The sequence below is a fragment of the Rhizobium sp. KNZ14-9A genome, from assembly GCF_056755015.1.
The window spans coordinates 778,963-795,084 of record NZ_JBPGXB010000004.1; the positions used below are offsets into that span (position 1 = coordinate 778,963).

Sequence of the window (16,122 nt, forward strand, 5' to 3'; positions counted from 1 at the left end):
ATGGTAATGCTCACGTCGTTACTCCCATTCTCGTTGTTAGCTGTTCACTCTTTATTGTTGGTCTTATTGTTTCACCGCACCGGCGGTCAGGCCGCCGACGAGATAGCGCTGAAGGAAGAAGATGACGATCATCGCCGGCGCAATGCCGACGAAGGAGGCCGCCATCAGTTCGTTCCAGATGACCTCCTGCTTGCCGAAGTAAGCGAAGAGTCCCACCGGCAGGGGCATGTATTCAGTCTTCGAGTTGAAGGTCAGCGCGAAGATGAACTGCTGGGCATAGGCGCCGATGAAGGTGGTGATCGCGACGACGATAATCCCCGGCATCGCAATGGGCAGAATGACACGACGCAGCGTATAAAAATGGCTGGCGCCATCCATGTAAGCCGCTTCGTTGAGTTCCTGTGGAATGCGGATCATGTAGGTGCGCAGCAGCCAGATCGCCGAAGGGATCAGGAAGGCGACGCCCGGCACGATCATCGCAAGATAGGTGTTCAAAACACCGATGGTGCGCATCAGACGGAAGAGCGGGATGAGCAGGACGGCACCGGAGAACATGTTCACCGTCAGGAAGGCGCCGAGCAGAATGCCCATACCCCTGAACTCGAACTTCGCAAACGCATAGGATGCCGGAATGACGAGGCAGAGCACGATCACGGTGACGATAATCGAGATGAAGAACGAGTTGAAGATGTAGCGACCGAAGCCGGGTACGCTGATCCACATCGTCCGGTAGGCCTCGAACGAGCCGTTTTCCGGCCAGAAGCGGTAGGGCGAGGAGAAGAGCTGGCTGAGCGGCTTCAGCGAGACCAGGAAGCCTTCGACGAAGGGCGACAGCACGAAGAACAGGAAGAGCGCTATGCCGCAGTAGATGAGAATGATTTCCCACCAGCTGTAGCGATCGATCATGGGACGGCTGCTCATGCGCGCTTCTCCGGGTTCAGGCGGCGGGTGACGCGGAAATAGGCGAAGCAGAAGAGCGACAGGAAGATGCAGATCAGCACAGCGCGCGCTGCCCCTTCGCCATATTTCTTCGAGCCGATCGCCGTCTGATAGGTATCGATGATCATCGTCGTCGTTTCGCCGCTCGGACCACCCTGTGTCAGGATCCAGATAATGTCGAAGGAATTGAAGGTCGCAATAAGCGACAGCATCGACATGGTGATGATGGCCGGAACCATCAGCGGCAGCGTGATGCGGCGGAACCGGTACCAGCGGCCGGCGCCGTCGGTCCATGCTGCTTCATAGAGATCCTTCGGGATCGACTGGATCGCGGCGAGGAAGTAGATCGTCACCAGCGGGACGCCGATCCAGACGTCGGTCACGATCGTTGCCCAGAAGGCGGTGCTGCCATAGGCGAGGAAGGCGACCGGACCGTCGACGAGGCCGAAGCGCTGCAGCAATCCGGAAATCATCCCGAACTGGCCATTATACATCCAACCCCACATGAAGATGCCGATTGCCATCGGCACGATCCATGGCGGCATGGTCAGCAGTCGAAACAATGAACGGCCGGGCACGGCGGCGTTCAGCATGGAGGCGCCGAAGGTGCCGATGATCATCTTCAGGGCGACCGAAAAGAAGGTCCAGATGAAGGTTCGGACAATGACTTCTGCGAAGGTGGAATTGAAGATCTTCTCGTAATTGACCCAGCCGACCCAGTTCGTCACCTTGCGCAGCGATGCATCCGTAAACGACAGGATGAACGTATCGACCAGCGGATAGGCGACGATCGCGAGCACATAGAGGACAGCCGGAAGGAGAAGGATCCAGGCGAAGATGACGGCACTTTTCTGAGCACTCATCTTGCCGTTCTCCTCAGGCCGCTCTGGCGTGTAGCGCCTCGTCGAACCGGTCCCATATGGGACGAAGGTCGATCACGGCCTTCTTCATGCGAGCCTCATCCATGGCAAGTGCCAGGATGCCTGCCTCCAATGCGTTCAGCGTAGAGACCGGCAGATCCGACCCGGAGCGCACGCTTTGCAGAATATCGGCCGCCATCTGCTCGTCGGCGCCGTAATGCTGCGACAATTCGGTCGCGGCATATTTGTTTTCGACGATCTTGTTGCCGGTCAGCTGCTCGTGGACATCGAGATAGCCGCGGACGAAGTCCCCCTCGGCCATGCCGCGCGAGCCCATGATGGCGAAACGGCGGAACTGGTCGGGAACGTTCAGGTTGGTGTGGAAATTCATGCCGACGCCATTCGCGTATTCGACGATCGCCACCTGATAATCGATGATGTCGGCGTCGCTGTCGAACACCTTGTCCGAGCCCATCCAGCCGCTTGGCTTGCGGTGGAAGAGTTCCAGATCGTTGATGCCTTCGCGCGCCGGGTCATTGGCGGGAATGAAGCTCTTGCGGCCGCCGAAGCTAGCGACGCGTTCGGGGCGGGCGCCGATCACACCATTATAAAGGTCGAGGTCATGGCAGCATTTTTCCAGCATGAAACTGCCGGAATAGCGCTCGTAGCGGCGCCAGTCGCGCATGAAGAAGGCGCCGTGATAGGGTTCGATATGTTCAGAGGCTTCGATGGAGACGATATGGCCAAGCTTGCCTTCGGCCTGGATGGCGCGCAGATCCTTGTAAAGAGGAGAGTAGCGCAGCACGAGGCCGACCATCAGCCGTTCATGGCCGAACTTGGCCATCAGATGGGCAAGCTCGATGCTTTCGGCGATCGTGGTGACAATCGGCTTTTCGCAGAAGACCTTGAGACCAGCCTCAAGACCGAGGCGGATATGATCGAGATGCATGTGGTTGGGAGAGCCGATCATCAGGAGATCGAGATTTTCGGAGGCGAGGAGCTCTTGCGGTGAAGCATAGGCCTTGCCGACAGAGACGCCCTTTTCCGTTAATCCGGGAAGTCCCGCGGGCTCCGGATCGACGTAACCGACGATCTCGAAGCTGCTGTCGATAGCCTTGAAAACATAGCCAAGATAGCCGAGCCGGAATCCCAGCCCTATGATTCCCACTTTCATGCCAACAATGTTCCCAATTCGAAATTTATTTTCTTCAAGTTGGGACAAAAAACGCGGGCCGTCAACTGAAAACGGGGTTCAGAGCGGATTGATGAAATTAATTTTCATCAATCCGCTCCACCCCCGATGTGACCGGTTGAAAGATCAGATCGGGCGGCTGGAGTACACCCTTCGGCTTTGGCTTCGAGACTATGCGACCGGCGGTTCACTCCGCAGCGTTCGCGTGACGGAGAGGACACAAGGTGGGCTTTAGGGTTTCAAGTCATAGGCTTGGTGAGATGCACGAAGCTCTGCCAAAGTCTTGCCGACGCAGCTGCCGCCACTTGCGCCGCCGGTTGCCTTCGCTTGACCGTCCAGGGTGATCGTACCGCCCATGCGTTCGGATGCCACATAGGTTGCGACACCGTCCTCTGAAATACGTGATATGTAGAAAACGTGATAGGTTTCCTTGTACTTGCATTGGATAAGTATTGGAAATTGGTCAAATGGAGAGGTCTGTGCCTCCGCAGCCGCGAGTGGAAGGCCCGTTAGTGCTATCAGGCTTGCGAGGACCGCTTTGGCTGATGCGTTCAATCTTCGACCGGATGCATGCGTCATCGTTCAATCCCCTTTTTCAAGATCGACCTTCGAAATCCGCTGCAGCTAGATCGTCAGTGCGACGAGCGCATCACGGTCGAGAAGTCGGACAATGCGTTGCAGTTTGCCGTTGAGACAGAGAATTCGTTTTTCACGTAGTTTCGTAAAGCAACGGGCAACGGTCTCGACCGTCAGCCCGAGGTAGTCGGCAATATCGCTGCGCGACATCATCATATCAAATTCGCAATCTCCGGGATAACGATCAGCCGTTTCATAAACAAAGGCGGCCACCCGCTTCAGTGCGCTTTGCTCGGTGATGACGAGCTGTTTGTGCTGTGCCTTCGCGAGGTTCGTCAGGGCAATGTGGAGAAGGTCTATGGGGACGACTGCCTCCTGATTGGCGCGAAAGGGCTTTATACAGGTTTCACAGACGGCCTCTGCAAAATCGGTTCGTACATTGCCCGTCTCGAGCCCGAACCATTCGCCCTTGCCGCAAAAGGACAGAATATATCGCTGCCCGCTTGCCGTGAGGCGATAAATCCGCACCGCGCCCGCTTCGACCTGGTAGATCGCAAACGCGTGTTCACCTTCGCTATAGATCGTCTCGTCGGCCTTGAGCCGGATCGATTGATCCTTGGCCGTTCCGGCAACGCTGCCATAGCGATGGCCAGAAACTGTCGTTTGCCTTACGATCGTTTGGTTTTGAAGCATATGCGTCGCTCCCATCCGCATCGCAGCATAAGCAATCGCTCCCCGCCCCGGTATTCGAGATATCCCTTACGTATTGCTACGGAAGCCCCGAACCACCAAGGGGTGTATAAAGCCATTCCCCTTGATGAGAGCGATACGAAGGTATCGCGGGAGGTCTGGATGGTATCGGAAGAGGGAGGGGAAAACCGCGCACTTCAAGACTCTGCAAGCGTGCATGCGCAGCTTGACCTTATTCTCGCCAGTCCGGAATTCCTTGCCCCGGAGCGCGGGCGCCGCTTCCTGCAATATATCGTTGAAGAGACACTTGAAGGGCGCAGCGAACAGCTCAAGGCCTATACGATTGCACAAGCGGTTTTTGGTCGTGATGCATCCTTCGATGCACAGAATGATCCAGTTGTCCGCATCGAGGCGGGGCGGATCCGTCGAGCGCTCGAACGATACTACTTGGTCTGCGGAAGCAGTGACCCAATCCGGATTACCGTCCCCAAAGGAGGTTATGCGCCGCACTTTTCGAGCGCAGAAGACAGTTCGTATGTAGCAGAAATTTCCGCCTCGCAGAACCGCGAGAGCAAGCGGCGCGCCCCCGGGCAGGAGCGGGCAGTGAGCTATCGTGATCTCCTCTTGCCGATCGGCGTCCCCGCGCTGTTTGGGGCAATGGCCATACTCGCTCTTGTTCGTCCGCTTGAAGCCTATCTCTTCCCACCAGAGACGTCGCCGGCGCCTGCCGCATCAAAGTCGGAGAGCAAGGTCAGGGTTGCGGTCGAACCCTTCGTCGCTCTCGGCGGCAGTGCGCAGGGACCTGATTTCGTGAAGGGATTGGCCGATCAGCTGATTGCAAAGCTCATGAAGGTGGAGAGCCTTACTGTGCTTGCTCCAGGCCGATCCGGGGCGGAAACGACCGGTTCGTTTTTCAGCCTGCAGGGAAGCGCGCTCATCGAGGGTACGATCCTTCATCTGCATGTCCGCCTGATAAATGCCGCCGATGGCGCGGTCACCTGGGCAAATCAATATGATCGAGACCTGCGCGGCCAGGCCATTCTCGACGTCGAGGACGAGATCGCCACACAAATCGCGGTGACTATTTCGAACAACCACAGGCTGAACGACGCGGGCGCCGATCCGTAGCTGCCTTATCTTGCTGACAGGGGGCTGATAACCAATCCCGAGGCGCGCAGCCCGTTCAGGAACCGCTCCTGATCCTCCGGCCGCTGCAGGCGGAGCGAGACCTCCTGGCGTATGTCAGTCATCAAAATGGGCGCGTGAATATTGAGCCAATCCTTTTCCAGCATGGCTTCATCAGTCTTTCCGGCAGCACCGAGAATGGACTGCAGCACAAGGCGATGCATGGGATTACCATCGAGATCGGACCTTCGCGACCACTTCTCCGCCTCTTCGAGATCTCCTTCCATGAATGCGCACAAAGCCATACCGACCTCGTAATAACCTCTGGTACCGATACCCTTGTTGAGGGCGATCGACAGCAACTCGCAGCCTGACTGCCATTTCCCAGACATCGCCAATCGCAAGCCGTACTCGCCTGCGACTTCCACATCATCAGGGTTTGCAGCATAGGCTGCGGTGCCTGCCTTTAAGGCTTCGTCGATATCCCCCCTGAAGAAGCTCACCAGCATCTGCGCCTGCAGCACGCGGGGATTGTCCGGCGCGAGCGATGCTGCCCGCTTCACCGCAGCGCTCGCCAGCGCGAGAGGCTGGGTCGACGATAATGTACCGAGCGTATGGCGGAATCTGATTTCGTCGAGATAGACCATAGACAGCAGCGCCCAGGACGCCGCATTGTCGGGAAAACGCTGGGTGGCCTGTTGCAGGCATTCGCGCGCCGCGCTGTGACTTTGCGCTGTCATGGTCTGACGATAGCTGGAATAGACGAATGTACATTCATGGGCACTTCGGTCTTCCATCTGTGCCGTTCGCGCTATCATATCCGTGTCGGTCTGAAAGATGGCGCCATAGGGCTGTGCGATCGCATCGGCGATTTTTCGCGCGAAATTGCCTTGAATCACAAGCTGGCTCTGATCCTGAAGATCCCCATCGAAATTATTGGCCCAGACGACGGCTCCATCCACTTGGTGCACCAGCCTGGCAGCAGCACGCAGCCTGCTTCCATCGATCTGGACATTACCCTGCAGTATGTAGTCGGCAGCTGAGACGCGCTCATCACGGAGCGGATCAGCGACGACGACGATGTCATCGAACTGGGCGAGTTGTCCGATAATATCGTCCCTCAGGCCACGCGCGATATCCGAGCCAACGTCCGCTGGGCTGCTTTCGGCAAAAAACTCGACGATCACCTTTGGCTCAGGACGTGTCAGCGGCAATGCTGCGGTCGGAGCATCACGCGAAGACAATGCGAACGTGAGGGCTAGGAGCAGAAGAGCGAGGACAACGGCCAGCGCAGCCACGAGACCAATGAGGGTGACCAACCCCGGCCGAGGTGTTTCCTCAAGCGAATGACTTTGATCTTCGTACTCAACATCTTGCAGATTGTCCGAGGTTTCGATGGGCTCAGTCGGAGTGGGCGCACCCCGCGCATATTCGAAATGCGGGACATATCCGCCTTTGGGCACAGTAATGACGACGTCATCCCTCTCGCCTGCGACGAGATAATAACGCTCGAGCGCCTTTCGTATTCGGCCAGCCTCGATCCGGACAACCGGATCATTCTGCGGGTCGAATGAAGCCTCCCGGCCAAAGACCACATTTGCTATCGTAAATGCTTTCAAGAAGTCCGATCGACCGGCAAGCGTCTCGTTGACGACAAATTCCAGGAAATTTCGCCCGCGCTTCGGCGCGTGAAATTCCTCGCTTGTAAGGATTCGTTCAACCTGTCGGCAAACTTCGTCAGCCGTCGGCCCAAGACTGCTGAAAGCATTGACCTTTGCGCTTCTCATAACCGTCCCTACGACAAAGATCACGCAACTATATAAGTCAATTCTAACGCATCATACCCCACAAGACCGAGGTTGCAAGATTTGCTTTAGGATTATCGAATATAAGTTGACCAGCCGCCGATCGGCAAAGCCTTCGCAGTTTCAGGCGATTGCGTCGCAGCGTCGATGGTAATGGCCATGCGCATGAGCTCCGCCAGATTGCGCGCGCCCATTTTAGCCATCACATTGGCGCGGTGGACCTCCACCGTGCGCGAGCTAATGCCAAGCTGATACGCAATCATCTTGTTCTGTAAGCCATCGAGCACGCCGGTCAGAACCTGGTATTCACGCTCCGTGAGCTGGTGGAGCCGTGCGGCGACGCCCCCGGAATCAGGTAAAACGCCGCCGGCCCGCCTCTGTCCCATCGCTCCATTGATGGCCGCAATCAGCACGTCCTCCTTCAGAGGTTTCTCCAGGAAGTCGAATGCCCCCGCCTTCATTGCCTGTACAGCCGCGGCAATATCTCCCTGGCCGGTAATGACGATCGCCGGCACGTCCATACTGAGACGCTGCAGGCGATGGAGCAATTCGATGCCGTTAATATGCGGCATGCACAGATCGGTGACCAGACAACTTCGCCCCGACAGCGGCAGAAGTTCCAGAAAGGCTTTCGCACAGCTATGTGCACGAACAGCAAAGCCTGCCGACACCAGCAAAAACGTTAGAGAGCGCCGGAGGGACTCCTCGTCGTCCACGAGATGGATCGTAAGATCATTCGCCATCGATTGTGGTCTCCGCCAGCGGAAGCGAAAATGAGAGGATAGAGCCTCCCTGTATTCCCTTGCGCGCGCTGATGTGGCCCCCATGGGCTTCGATGATGCGTTTGGACAATGCCAGGCCCATGCCAAGTCCCCGCGGTTTACTAGTCACGAAAGGACGAAACAGCGCCTCTTCGATCTCGGCGGCAATTCCGCAGCCATTGTCGGATACGTCGACAATCAGATGCGAGAAATCGTCGGTCCTGGTGTGGATCGCGATAGTCGGCTGCTCGACGCCGTCGGTCGCCTCCACGGCATTCTGAAGAAGATTTATCAGCACCTGGACGATCTGGACGCGATCTGCGACCACGATGTCCCGCTCCGCTTCGAGCTGCAAATCGATGTGAAGGCCTTTCCGGGTTGATCCGGTGAGCCCAAGCGTCGTCGCTTCGGGTATCAACCCGTGCATCGCCTCCAGTCGTTTCTCGCCGGCGCCGCGCTTTGCAAATTCCCGGATGTTCTTGACGATCGTTCCCGCCCACAAGGCGTGCTGCGTGATTTCCGACAAGGCCTCGCCAAGCTCCACACCGTGCCGGCGGTAGTCGTTCGCCATAAGGCGCCTGCAACCTTCAGAGTAAGCGGCGATCGAAGACAGCGGTTGGGACAGTTCGTGTGCCAGCGTCGCTGTCATTTCCCCAAGCGTGACTATTCTTGCGAGACGCGCCAGCTCACATTGGAGCTCCTGAACCTGCTGCAATGTCTCGCGCTCTGTCCGGAAGTCCTCAAAGATCGCCGCAGCGAAGGTTCGTCCTTCGCCTTGTTCTCGGATGATGGTCAGGGCAGTTGGAAACTGAACGCCGGTTTTGGTCGTTGCCAGACCGGCACGCACCGCGCCCTGGTCTGCCCAGCGTCCCCTGATCTGAACATCCGGCGTTGAAGACCAGACAAAGTCGATCTTGCGGTCGAGCAATTCATCTTCTTCATAACCGAATAGGGTCACCGCAGCCCTGTTACAGGCTGCAATTCTATTGTTGACGGTCATGAAAAATACGGCGTCAGGCATGTGTTCGTGGAGTTGCCGAATCCAGTTCGCCTCTGACCCGTTCTCTTTGCACAAACCGCGCGCGGACTTATTGCGCGCTATTCGCGACCCTGTGAACGAGGTTCGTCCCGTCAGGCTTGAGACATGGGTGCTGAATTCGGTAACATGCGGCGCCTCCATCTTGGTGGACATGATGGTCTCCTCCGCGCTTTGAGAAGTGATCCAGTGCCTCGACGGCCTTTCACTCCTCAACAATGACAGGAGTTTACCATCTTTGGACGGGGGATCAGTGTAGTATCGCGTAGACTCTATTGGTCTTTTTTTACAACCGGACCTGCTGAAAGCCCGGCGAGCCGACGCTTTGGGCCGACCTCATCTCCATTGATCCGGCTCAATGCCTCTGGCTCGTTGTTCCGCTACTCTGGGACGCGATGGGTTTACAGCCATTTTGAGGGAGCTGGAAGATGAGGAAGTTCGTCCTTGCCATTGCTATTGCGACCGCTGCGTCGTTGGTGACCCCTGTCGGCGCCCAGCAGAGCCGCAAGGAATTCCGGCGCATGAACTGGGCCGAAAACCTGCCGGAGCACATCAGAGCCTATCACGACAAGCGGTTTTCCATTGTCAGTTTTCGAACCGCAGTCGAAGTCGGCGCGATGCCGAGGCCGGGCAGCGCTGAACATGTCAAGGAAATCCGAACGGCGATCCGTTCCAACCCATGGCTCGTTCAGCAGCTGAAGGCCAAGAAATTGACACCCGACCAGATCGAATGGGTGACACGCGCCCGCAACGGCAATCTGACGTTCTACATCGAATGAGCGGGCCCGCAGGTTTCCGACGAAGAAGTCTGCGCTGTCGCGAATCCATCGAAAGGCAGGTCATAGCGGAGGTCTTTGCGGCATCCGCGCGCTGGCAGAAAAAACCACGCCGGCCGAGCGACTGGCACGCCGAAATAGGGCCTCTTGTCGGTCGACGCTCGCGCATCGTCGGGGAGGATTCGGTGATGTGGCGATTGGTCGTCGAAGCTCCGTTCGAAGAGGATATAGAACTCGCCGTCATCGACGACGAAGGCGTCCATGCCTTGGTTTTTCCCTGCCAGCGTCTGCCTGGCGGATGGGCAAATGCCCTGACCGGCGAGATGCTCGATCTCCACCCGACCCATTGGCGCGCATGGCAGATGCAGCGATGCGACACGTCTGACCTTCACTGAACAGGCTGCACTCTCCTCATCCCGGATGGTCGGAAATTGCAAATGCTGCACCGCACCTTGTCTGCAATCAATGACATCGCCGTGTCTGCCCAAGTAGGCTTTCAAACAGGCTGGATGTGTTCAAGGGCCGGCGGCGGCGCCGTCATCCTTGGGGGCTGGAAGGAGGACCGCATGCGTGGTTTCGGTGTTCATTCTGAGGTCGGAAAGCTGAGAACCGTCATGGTCTGCCGACCGTCTCTGGCGCACCAGCGGCTGACGCCCGCGAATTGCCATGACCTTCTTTTCGACGATGTCTTGTGGGTGCATGAGGCCCAGAAGGATCACTATGATTTTGTCCTGAAGATGCAGGAAAGAGGGGTCGAAGTTCTTGAGACCCATGACCTGCTTGACCAGACGTTTTCAAACAAACAAGCGCGCGATTTCATACTGGATCGACGCATCACCCCGAACGTGCTCGGCTCCCAGATCGCCGAGGCGATGCGGCCATGGCTCGACGAGATGCCGGCCAAACAGCTTGCCGCCTTCATGATCGGCGGCATTGCGATCTCCGACCTGCCCGACGTCAAAGCGAAGTCGCTGATGCTGAGTGCCCTTCCGGAAACCGATTTCGTCATCCCGCCGATCCCCAACACCCTATTCCAGCGCGACCCCTCGTGCTGGATCTATGGCGGGGTGACCTGCAACCCGATGTTCTGGCCGGCCAGACGCGCCGAGACGCTGATCCAGCGCGCGATCTACAAGTTTCACCCTATATTCCACGGCGGCGATTTCCGGATCTGGTGGGGCGATTCCGATAATCAGTTTGCCAATGCCTCGATGGAGGGCGGTGACGTCATGCCGATCGGCAATGGCACTGTTCTGATCGGCATGGGCGAACGAACGACCTATCAGGCCGTTGGTCAGGTGGCGCAGGCCCTGTTCAAAAACAAGGCCGCAAAGCGAGTGATCGCCTGCCTGATGCCGAAGAGCCGCGCAGCCATGCATCTCGATACGGTTTTCAGCTTTTGTGATCGCGATCTTGTCACGCTCTTTGCCGAGGTCGTCGATCAGATCCGCTGCTACAGCATGTATCCGGTAGACGATGACGGCACATTCGAGATCCATCCCGAAAGCCAGCCGATGCTCGATGTCGTCGCCGAAGCGCTCGATCTGCCGCTAATACGCACGGTCGAAACAGGCGGCAATTCCTATCAGGCCGAACGCGAGCAATGGGACGACGGCAACAATGTCGTCGCGCTCGAACCCGGTGTCGTCGTCGCCTACGACCGGAATACCTATACGAATACGCTGCTGCGCAAGGCGGGCGTCGAGGTCATCACCATCCGCGGTTCCGAACTCGGTCGCGGCCGCGGTGGCGGGCACTGCATGACGTGCCCTATCTGGCGCGACCCGGCTTAATGACGTTTTCACCCACCAAACAGACTGACGGAGCAAGACCATGAGCTTTAATCTGCGCAATCGCTCGCTTCTGACCGTGCAGGACTACACCCCTCGGGAGTTCCGCTATCTCCTCGATCTCGCGCGCGATCTGAAGCGGGCCAAATATTCCCGCACCGAGCAGGAACATCTGAAAGGCAAGGAAATCTGCCTGATCTTCGAGAAAACCTCGACGAGAACGAGATGCGCCTTCGAAGTTGCCTGCTCGGACCAAGGCGCCAACGTCACCTATCTCGATCCGTCCGGCTCGCAGATCGGGCACAAGGAATCCTTCAAGGATACGGCGCGGGTGCTCGGCCGCATGTATGACGCGATCGAATATCGCGGTTCCGCGCAGAAGGGCGTGGAGACGCTGGCACGTTACGCAGGAGTGCCAGTCTATAACGGTCTGACGGATGAATATCATCCGACGCAGATGATTGCCGACGTCATGACCATGCGTGAACACAGCGACAAGCCGATCGCCGCCATCAAATATGCCTATGTCGGCGACACGCGCTCGAATATGGGGCATTCACTGCTGATCGTGGGCTGCCTGCTCGGCATGGACGTGCGCATCTGCGGCCCAAGATCGCTTTGGCCGTCTGAGGAATATATGAAGATCGCCAAGGATCTGCAGCAGGCCTCGGGCGCACGCCTGCTGGTCACCGAGGATCCCAGAGAGGCAGTCAAGGACGTCGACTTCATCCACACGGATGTCTGGGTTTCGATGGGCGAGCCAAAAGATGTCTGGCGTGAACGCATCAAGCTGCTTACCCCCTACCAGGTCAATCAGGACCTGATGAAAGCGACCGGTAATCCGCAGACCAAGTTCATGCATTGCCTGCCGGCATTCCACGATACCGAAACCACGCTTGGCAAGCAGATCGCCGAAGACTACGGCATGGCGAACGGCCTCGAAGTCACGAACGACGTCTTCGAGTCCGAGGCCAATGTTGCCTTCGAGCAGGCGGAAAACCGCCTGCATACGATCAAGGCCCTACTTGTGGCTACCTTGGGAGATTGACATGCGTGTCGTCATTGCGCTGGGCGGCAATGCGCTTCTTCGGCGCGGCGAGCCTATGACTGCCGATACCCAGAGGCGAAATGCGCGCACCGCGGCTGAGGCGATCGCGCCCCTGGCGGCTGAACATGAGCTTGTCATAACACACGGCAACGGGCCGCAGGTCGGGCTGCTTGCGCTTCAGGGGGCGGCCTATAAACCGGAGGAAGCCTATCCGCTCGATGTTCTCGGCGCCGAGACCGAAGGCATGATCGGCTACATGCTGGAGCAGGAGCTCGGCAATCTCCTGCCCTTCGAGCAGCCCCTGGCGACACTCCTCACCATGGTCGAAGTCGATGCTGACGATCCCGGCTTTCAGAACCCGACAAAATTCGTCGGCCCGGTCTACGACAAATCCGAGGCGGACCGGATACGCACGGAAAAGGGTTGGGTCTTCAAGCGGGATGGCGAAAAATGGCGTCGCGTCGTCGCCTCGCCGGCGCCGAAACGCATCTTCGAGATCCGCCCGGTCCGCTGGCTCCTGGAACAGCGCACGATTGTTGTCTGTGCAGGCGGTGGCGGCATACCGACCATGTATGAAAAGGGTGCCGATCGGAAGCTGATCGGCGTCGAAGCCGTCATCGACAAGGATCTCTGCTCGGAGCTTCTGGCCCGCGAGCTTTATGCCGATCTCCTGATCATGGCGACCGATGCCGAGGCCGTCTATACCGATTGGGGCAAGCCGTCCCAGAAGGCGATCCATCGCGCTCGTCCCGATGATCTGAAGCAGTTTTCCTTCCCGGCCGGCTCGATGGGGCCGAAGGTGGAGGCGGCCTGTCATTTCGCCCGTGCCAACGGCAAGGCGGCGGCGATAGGCTCACTTGCCGACATTGCCGGAATGGTGCGCGGCGAACGCGGGACGATCATCGATGGCGGCTTTGATGGCCTGAGTTGGCACTGATCTTCCAAGACACGCTATCCTGACACGGCCGGGCGCGTTGCTGCACTCGATCCTGCCTCTTTGTCTGTCGCTCCAGCAGCGTTTCGCCTTTGCCAGACATAGACGGGGATTCCAAGCATCAAGAGTACCAGACCATACAGCACCGGTTCGGCGCCGGAGCCGTAAAGGGTGAAGATTGCAAAGACAAAGGCGATGACTTCGATCACGCTGACCCTTGGCATCCGCCCATCCGTCGCGCCTGCAATGAGGATTCTGGCAAGCGAACAGAAGGCATAGGGAACGACGGCAGCCATCGTGCTCAACCCGACCATCAGACGATAGACCGCGGCAAAACCTTCCGAGCCAAGCGCCTGGACGAGCACCAGGATCGTCGCAAACGAGGCAGAGATGACCATCCCCCATGCCGGCACGCCTCGCTGGGACAATCGGGCAAACAGCGGCGGAAACAGTCCATCGCGCGCAGCCGCCATTGGAACTTGCCCCATCAGCAGGGTCCAGCCGTTCAGCGCACCGATCGAGGAGACCAGCACCGCGATCGAGATCACCAATTCACCGGACCGTCCCCACATGACCCCGGCAGCCTGAGAGAAGGGCGCGACGGAGTGAATGAGCTCTTCGCGGGGAACGAGGCCCATCACCACGACGGTGCCGAGTACGTAAAGAGTGGCGGCGATCGAGATCCCAAGTACAGTTGAACGGGGAATGGTCCGTTCTGCATTCTCCACATCGCCGGCAGGAACGGTCGCCGATTCCAACCCCAGATAGGCAAACATTGTCAGCGGCGCCAGCGTTGCAAATGACTGCAGCAGCGGCTGGCCACTCGGATTGAATTCCGAGAAATGCGATGTGTCGATGTAGAGAAGGCCGATGATGGCAACGGCGCCGAACGGGAGAAGCTTGGCATATGTCGTCACCTGTGCGAACAGACCCGCCGCGTGAACACCGCGAAGATTGACGAGCACGATCGCCCAGATCACGCCGAGCGTCAGCACAGTCGCAGTGAAGCGGTTACTGAGGGCAGGGAAGAGGTCGACCATCACGCCGGTAAAGGCGATCGCGATGACCGGCAGTGACGTCCAGATCGAAATCCAGTAACCCCAGGCGATCAGAAAGCCAGCAAAATCGCCGTAGGCGAGCCTGGTATAGGCGTAGGGGCCGCCGACAGCGGGCACCAGTCTCGCCAGCCGGGCGAAGGTGAGGCCGAGGCAGATCGCGCCGGCACCCATGAGGATCCAGACGATGATCGCCAGGTTGCCGTAGGGTGCCACTGCTGCCGGCGAAAGATAAAAGCCCGATCCCACCATGTTTCCGACCACGATAGCGGTGCAGGCGGCAAGTCCGAGGCTTTTGCCATTCGACGAGGTTGTCATGACGTCCTCCCGTGAGTTGGCTTCCGGGAGCCGATGGCTCTTCAGGCAGCGATTGTCGTTGCAAAAATGGGCTGCCGCAATCCGGATCAATGCGTAGTCTGCCGGACTGGTCTAGCCTTCATCATCGAGATAAAGCAGCTAGAATGAGGGGGCTGGAGGTGAAGTGATGTTGTTGGGCGAGCAGGGGTTTCTCAGGATCTCCATTGCAGCGACCGTCGTCGTCGCGACGCTCGGCGTTGTCTTCGGCATACTCTCAGGCTCGTTCTCGATCGCCTTTGACGGCGTTTATTCGCTGGCGGATGCAGTGATGACGGGTTTTGCACTCTGGGTCTCAAGCCTGATCATCAAATCGACGCAGAGCGACGCCCAGTCTGGCAGGATCCGAAACCGCTTTACCATGGGCTTCTGGCATCTGGAGCCAATCGTCCTCATGCTCAATGGCTGTCTGCTGATGACGGTCGGCGTCTACGCGTTGATCGGCGCGATCATCAGCATCCTGAACGGCGGCCATGAACTGCAGTTCGGCATGGCGGTGGCCTATTCCGCGGCGACCATGCTCGTATGCGCTGTCATGGCCTTCATTGGCATCAGGCTGAACCGCAGCATCAAATCCGATTTCATCTCGCTCGACATCAAGGCCTGGATCATGTCGGGCGGGATCGCGTTTGCGCTGCTCATCGCGTTTTTGATCGGCATCGCCGTACAGGCGACATCTGTTGCCTGGCTTGCGAGCTACATGGATCCGGCGGTCCTGGCTCTCGTTTGTCTTGTCATGATCCCGCTCCCGATCAGCACCGTCTGGAAGGCGCTGACCGAAATCCTGCTGATTGCCCCTGTCGATCTGCACGAACATGTCGATCGCGTTGCTTCGGACACGGTTCGCCGCCTCGGCTTCCTGTCGCACCGTGCCTACGTCGCCCAGATCGGCCGCGCAAAGCAGATCGAACTCTATTTCATCGTGCCCGAAGGGCTTCCCGCAAAGACCGTGGAGGAGTGGGACGCACTCCGCGACGAGATCGGGCAAGCGATCGGCGACGAGAGTGCCAATCGCTGGCTGACGATTGCCTTTACCGCCGATCGGGAATGGGCGGAGTAGCGCGCATTCCCGCGCGGCCAACGGCCTCGAAATGCTTCGCGTCACGTTGATTGCAATCAACGACGCTGCACCACCCGTCATGTACGATCCCCAACCTGAGATGCATGCGCCCGCTTGCCGG

Annotated in this window: 16 protein-coding genes; 7 read left to right on the forward strand and 9 right to left on the reverse strand. The window is 58.2% G+C overall.

Features of this window, described 5'->3' with window-relative positions; all coding sequences use genetic code 11:
* Positions 1 to 63 precede the first annotated feature (63 nt).
* From ACR9ZQ_RS33900 to ACR9ZQ_RS33920, 5 genes are all read right to left on the reverse strand, one after another.
* Positions 64 to 921, reverse strand: a complete 858-nt coding sequence (locus tag ACR9ZQ_RS33900; RefSeq protein WP_481429902.1) for a carbohydrate ABC transporter permease — start codon at positions 919 to 921, stop codon at positions 64 to 66.
* Positions 918 to 1,802 carry a carbohydrate ABC transporter permease gene (locus tag ACR9ZQ_RS33905; protein ID WP_025669760.1) on the reverse strand — a complete coding sequence of 295 codons (885 nt, stop codon included), beginning with the start codon at positions 1,800 to 1,802 and terminating at the stop codon, positions 918 to 920. Before ACR9ZQ_RS33905 ends, ACR9ZQ_RS33900 begins: the two co-directional genes overlap by 4 nt.
* A 13-nt stretch (positions 1,803 to 1,815) precedes the next feature.
* Positions 1,816 to 2,973 (reverse strand): Gfo/Idh/MocA family protein, encoded by a 1,158-nt coding sequence (locus ACR9ZQ_RS33910; RefSeq protein ID WP_310389047.1) that lies wholly within the window; start codon positions 2,971 to 2,973, stop codon positions 1,816 to 1,818.
* Between the two features lie 249 nt (positions 2,974 to 3,222).
* The gene (locus ACR9ZQ_RS33915) at positions 3,223 to 3,570 is read right to left on the reverse strand and encodes a hypothetical protein (protein WP_113319956.1); all 348 of its coding nucleotides are present in this window, start codon (positions 3,568 to 3,570) and stop codon (positions 3,223 to 3,225) included.
* 45 nt (positions 3,571 to 3,615) lie between these two features.
* A complete protein-coding gene (locus tag ACR9ZQ_RS33920; RefSeq protein ID WP_310389050.1) occupies positions 3,616 to 4,275 on the reverse strand; it encodes a helix-turn-helix domain-containing protein in 660 nt (219 codons plus the stop codon).
* Positions 4,276 to 4,419: 144 nt separating this feature from the next.
* Between ACR9ZQ_RS33920 and ACR9ZQ_RS33925 the strand changes: the two genes are divergently transcribed.
* Entirely contained in the window at positions 4,420 to 5,385 is a 966-nt protein-coding gene (locus ACR9ZQ_RS33925) for a hypothetical protein (protein WP_310389164.1), read from the forward strand.
* A 5-nt stretch (positions 5,386 to 5,390) separates the two neighbouring features.
* Here the strand turns inward: ACR9ZQ_RS33925 and ACR9ZQ_RS33930 are convergent, their stop codons facing one another.
* The 3 genes from ACR9ZQ_RS33930 to ACR9ZQ_RS33940 all read right to left on the reverse strand — a co-directional run bounded on the left by ACR9ZQ_RS33930 (position 5,391) and on the right by ACR9ZQ_RS33940 (position 9,140).
* Positions 5,391 to 7,169, reverse strand: coding sequence for a hypothetical protein (locus ACR9ZQ_RS33930; protein ID WP_481429903.1), 1,779 nt, complete (start codon positions 7,167 to 7,169; stop codon positions 5,391 to 5,393).
* A gap of 92 nt (positions 7,170 to 7,261) precedes the next feature.
* Positions 7,262 to 7,930: a response regulator transcription factor gene (locus ACR9ZQ_RS33935; protein ID WP_310389055.1), complete on the reverse strand. Its 669-nt coding sequence runs from the start codon at positions 7,928 to 7,930 to the stop codon at positions 7,262 to 7,264.
* Entirely contained in the window at positions 7,920 to 9,140 is a 1,221-nt protein-coding gene (locus ACR9ZQ_RS33940; protein WP_481429904.1) for a sensor histidine kinase, read from the reverse strand. The genes ACR9ZQ_RS33935 and ACR9ZQ_RS33940 overlap by 11 nt, the downstream gene beginning before the upstream one ends.
* Before the next feature lie 272 nt (positions 9,141 to 9,412).
* Here ACR9ZQ_RS33940 and ACR9ZQ_RS33945 point away from each other — a divergent pair, with 272 nt between their 5' ends.
* From ACR9ZQ_RS33945 to arcC, 5 genes are all read left to right on the forward strand, one after another.
* Complete coding sequence (locus tag ACR9ZQ_RS33945; protein ID WP_481429905.1) at positions 9,413 to 9,763, forward strand: hypothetical protein; 351 nt, start codon at positions 9,413 to 9,415, stop codon at positions 9,761 to 9,763.
* A gap of 185 nt (positions 9,764 to 9,948) precedes the next feature.
* On the forward strand, positions 9,949 to 10,155 hold the full coding sequence (locus ACR9ZQ_RS33950) for a hypothetical protein (protein ID WP_113319962.1): 207 nt from the start codon (positions 9,949 to 9,951) through the stop codon (positions 10,153 to 10,155).
* 171 nt (positions 10,156 to 10,326) lie between these two features.
* Positions 10,327 to 11,553, forward strand: coding sequence for an arginine deiminase (arcA, locus tag ACR9ZQ_RS33955; RefSeq protein WP_481429906.1), 1,227 nt, complete (start codon positions 10,327 to 10,329; stop codon positions 11,551 to 11,553).
* Between the two features lie 40 nt (positions 11,554 to 11,593).
* Positions 11,594 to 12,598, forward strand: coding sequence for an ornithine carbamoyltransferase (locus tag ACR9ZQ_RS33960; RefSeq protein WP_310389063.1), 1,005 nt, complete (start codon positions 11,594 to 11,596; stop codon positions 12,596 to 12,598).
* A gap of 1 nt (position 12,599) precedes the next feature.
* A complete protein-coding gene (gene arcC, locus ACR9ZQ_RS33965) occupies positions 12,600 to 13,535 on the forward strand; it encodes a carbamate kinase (RefSeq protein ID WP_481429907.1) in 936 nt (311 codons plus the stop codon).
* Between the two features lie 14 nt (positions 13,536 to 13,549).
* On the opposite strand, the gene ACR9ZQ_RS33970 is transcribed toward arcC, so the two are convergent.
* On the reverse strand, positions 13,550 to 14,905 hold the full coding sequence (locus ACR9ZQ_RS33970) for an amino acid permease (RefSeq protein WP_481429908.1): 1,356 nt from the start codon (positions 14,903 to 14,905) through the stop codon (positions 13,550 to 13,552).
* Positions 14,906 to 15,071: 166 nt separating this feature from the next.
* Between ACR9ZQ_RS33970 and ACR9ZQ_RS33975 the strand changes: the two genes are divergently transcribed.
* Complete coding sequence (locus ACR9ZQ_RS33975; protein WP_481429909.1) at positions 15,072 to 16,001, forward strand: cation diffusion facilitator family transporter; 930 nt, start codon at positions 15,072 to 15,074, stop codon at positions 15,999 to 16,001.
* Positions 16,002 to 16,122 lie beyond the last annotated feature (121 nt).

Coding starts and splice junctions, on each gene's coding strand:
- ACR9ZQ_RS33900 (WP_481429902.1), bottom strand. CDS start 921: ATGAGCAGCCGTCCCATGATCGATCGCTACAGCTGGTGGGAAATCATT.
- ACR9ZQ_RS33905 (WP_025669760.1), bottom strand. CDS start 1,802: ATGAGTGCTCAGAAAAGTGCCGTCATCTTCGCCTGGATCCTTCTCCTT.
- ACR9ZQ_RS33910 (WP_310389047.1), bottom strand. CDS start 2,973: ATGAAAGTGGGAATCATAGGGCTGGGATTCCGGCTCGGCTATCTTGGC.
- ACR9ZQ_RS33915 (WP_113319956.1), bottom strand. CDS start 3,570: ATGACGCATGCATCCGGTCGAAGATTGAACGCATCAGCCAAAGCGGTC.
- ACR9ZQ_RS33920 (WP_310389050.1), bottom strand. CDS start 4,275: ATGGGAGCGACGCATATGCTTCAAAACCAAACGATCGTAAGGCAAACG.
- ACR9ZQ_RS33925 (WP_310389164.1), top strand. CDS start 4,420: ATGGTATCGGAAGAGGGAGGGGAAAACCGCGCACTTCAAGACTCTGCA.
- ACR9ZQ_RS33930 (WP_481429903.1), bottom strand. CDS start 7,169: ATGAGAAGCGCAAAGGTCAATGCTTTCAGCAGTCTTGGGCCGACGGCT.
- ACR9ZQ_RS33935 (WP_310389055.1), bottom strand. CDS start 7,930: ATGGCGAATGATCTTACGATCCATCTCGTGGACGACGAGGAGTCCCTC.
- ACR9ZQ_RS33940 (WP_481429904.1), bottom strand. CDS start 9,140: ATGTCCACCAAGATGGAGGCGCCGCATGTTACCGAATTCAGCACCCAT.
- ACR9ZQ_RS33945 (WP_481429905.1), top strand. CDS start 9,413: ATGAGGAAGTTCGTCCTTGCCATTGCTATTGCGACCGCTGCGTCGTTG.
- ACR9ZQ_RS33950 (WP_113319962.1), top strand. CDS start 9,949: ATGTGGCGATTGGTCGTCGAAGCTCCGTTCGAAGAGGATATAGAACTC.
- arcA (WP_481429906.1), top strand. CDS start 10,327: ATGCGTGGTTTCGGTGTTCATTCTGAGGTCGGAAAGCTGAGAACCGTC.
- ACR9ZQ_RS33960 (WP_310389063.1), top strand. CDS start 11,594: ATGAGCTTTAATCTGCGCAATCGCTCGCTTCTGACCGTGCAGGACTAC.
- arcC (WP_481429907.1), top strand. CDS start 12,600: ATGCGTGTCGTCATTGCGCTGGGCGGCAATGCGCTTCTTCGGCGCGGC.
- ACR9ZQ_RS33970 (WP_481429908.1), bottom strand. CDS start 14,905: ATGACAACCTCGTCGAATGGCAAAAGCCTCGGACTTGCCGCCTGCACC.
- ACR9ZQ_RS33975 (WP_481429909.1), top strand. CDS start 15,072: ATGTTGTTGGGCGAGCAGGGGTTTCTCAGGATCTCCATTGCAGCGACC.